Origin of the sequence: Achromobacter deleyi (genome assembly GCF_902859705.1) — a bacterium.
In the GTDB taxonomy this organism is placed as follows: domain Bacteria; phylum Pseudomonadota; class Gammaproteobacteria; order Burkholderiales; family Burkholderiaceae_B; genus Achromobacter; species Achromobacter deleyi.
Genome location: NZ_CADIJO010000066.1, coordinates 1 through 593 on the forward strand (window position 1 = coordinate 1; position 593 = coordinate 593).

The following is a 593-nucleotide window of genomic DNA, read 5'->3' on the forward strand; positions in this document are numbered from 1 at the left end:
CAGTTCCGAGGCGTCCTGGCTGCTCTTGACCTGCATGCGCAGCTGGCCGTCGGTGTCGTCGAACACGATCTGGTTGTAGCCCGCGCCGCCGAATTCCTTGCTCTTGAAGCCAGTGAGCGCGGCCGCGTTGCGGTGGTTGTCTTCGCCTGCGGCCGCGCCGTGCCAGGCCGGCGCGTTGCCCGCGGCCAGGTTGGCCTGGGCGCTGGGCGCGTTGTCGCGCGCCGCGGCGTAGACCTGCGTATCGGCCGCGCTGCCTGCGCGCCCGCCGGGCGTGGCGGGCGTGCCGCCTTCGCCGCGGCCGTTGTACAGCGCACCCACGACGATGGGCTGGTCGATGTCGTCGTCCAGAAAGCGCACCAGCACCTCTTGCCCGATGCGCGGCACGAAGCTGATGCCCATGCCGGCGCCGGACTGGCGCTGCGCCACGCGCACCCAGCGGCTGCTGGCCTCGCCGTCCTGGCTGCCCGCCTGCCAATGGAATTTGATGCGCACGTCGCCGCGCTTGTTGCGCAGGATCTCGTCGCTTTGCCTGGGTTGCGTGCCGCCTTCGGCGTCGGTGACCACGGCGGTGTGCACGCCGTGGACCGAGGGCG

General features: G+C 71.7%; 1 protein-coding gene. It reads right to left on the reverse strand.

Going from position 1 to position 593, the window contains the following annotated elements; all coding sequences use genetic code 11:
- A partial coding sequence (locus HV798_RS31570; RefSeq protein ID WP_175216642.1) for a phage baseplate assembly protein V occupies positions 1-593 on the reverse strand: 593 nt, incomplete at both ends.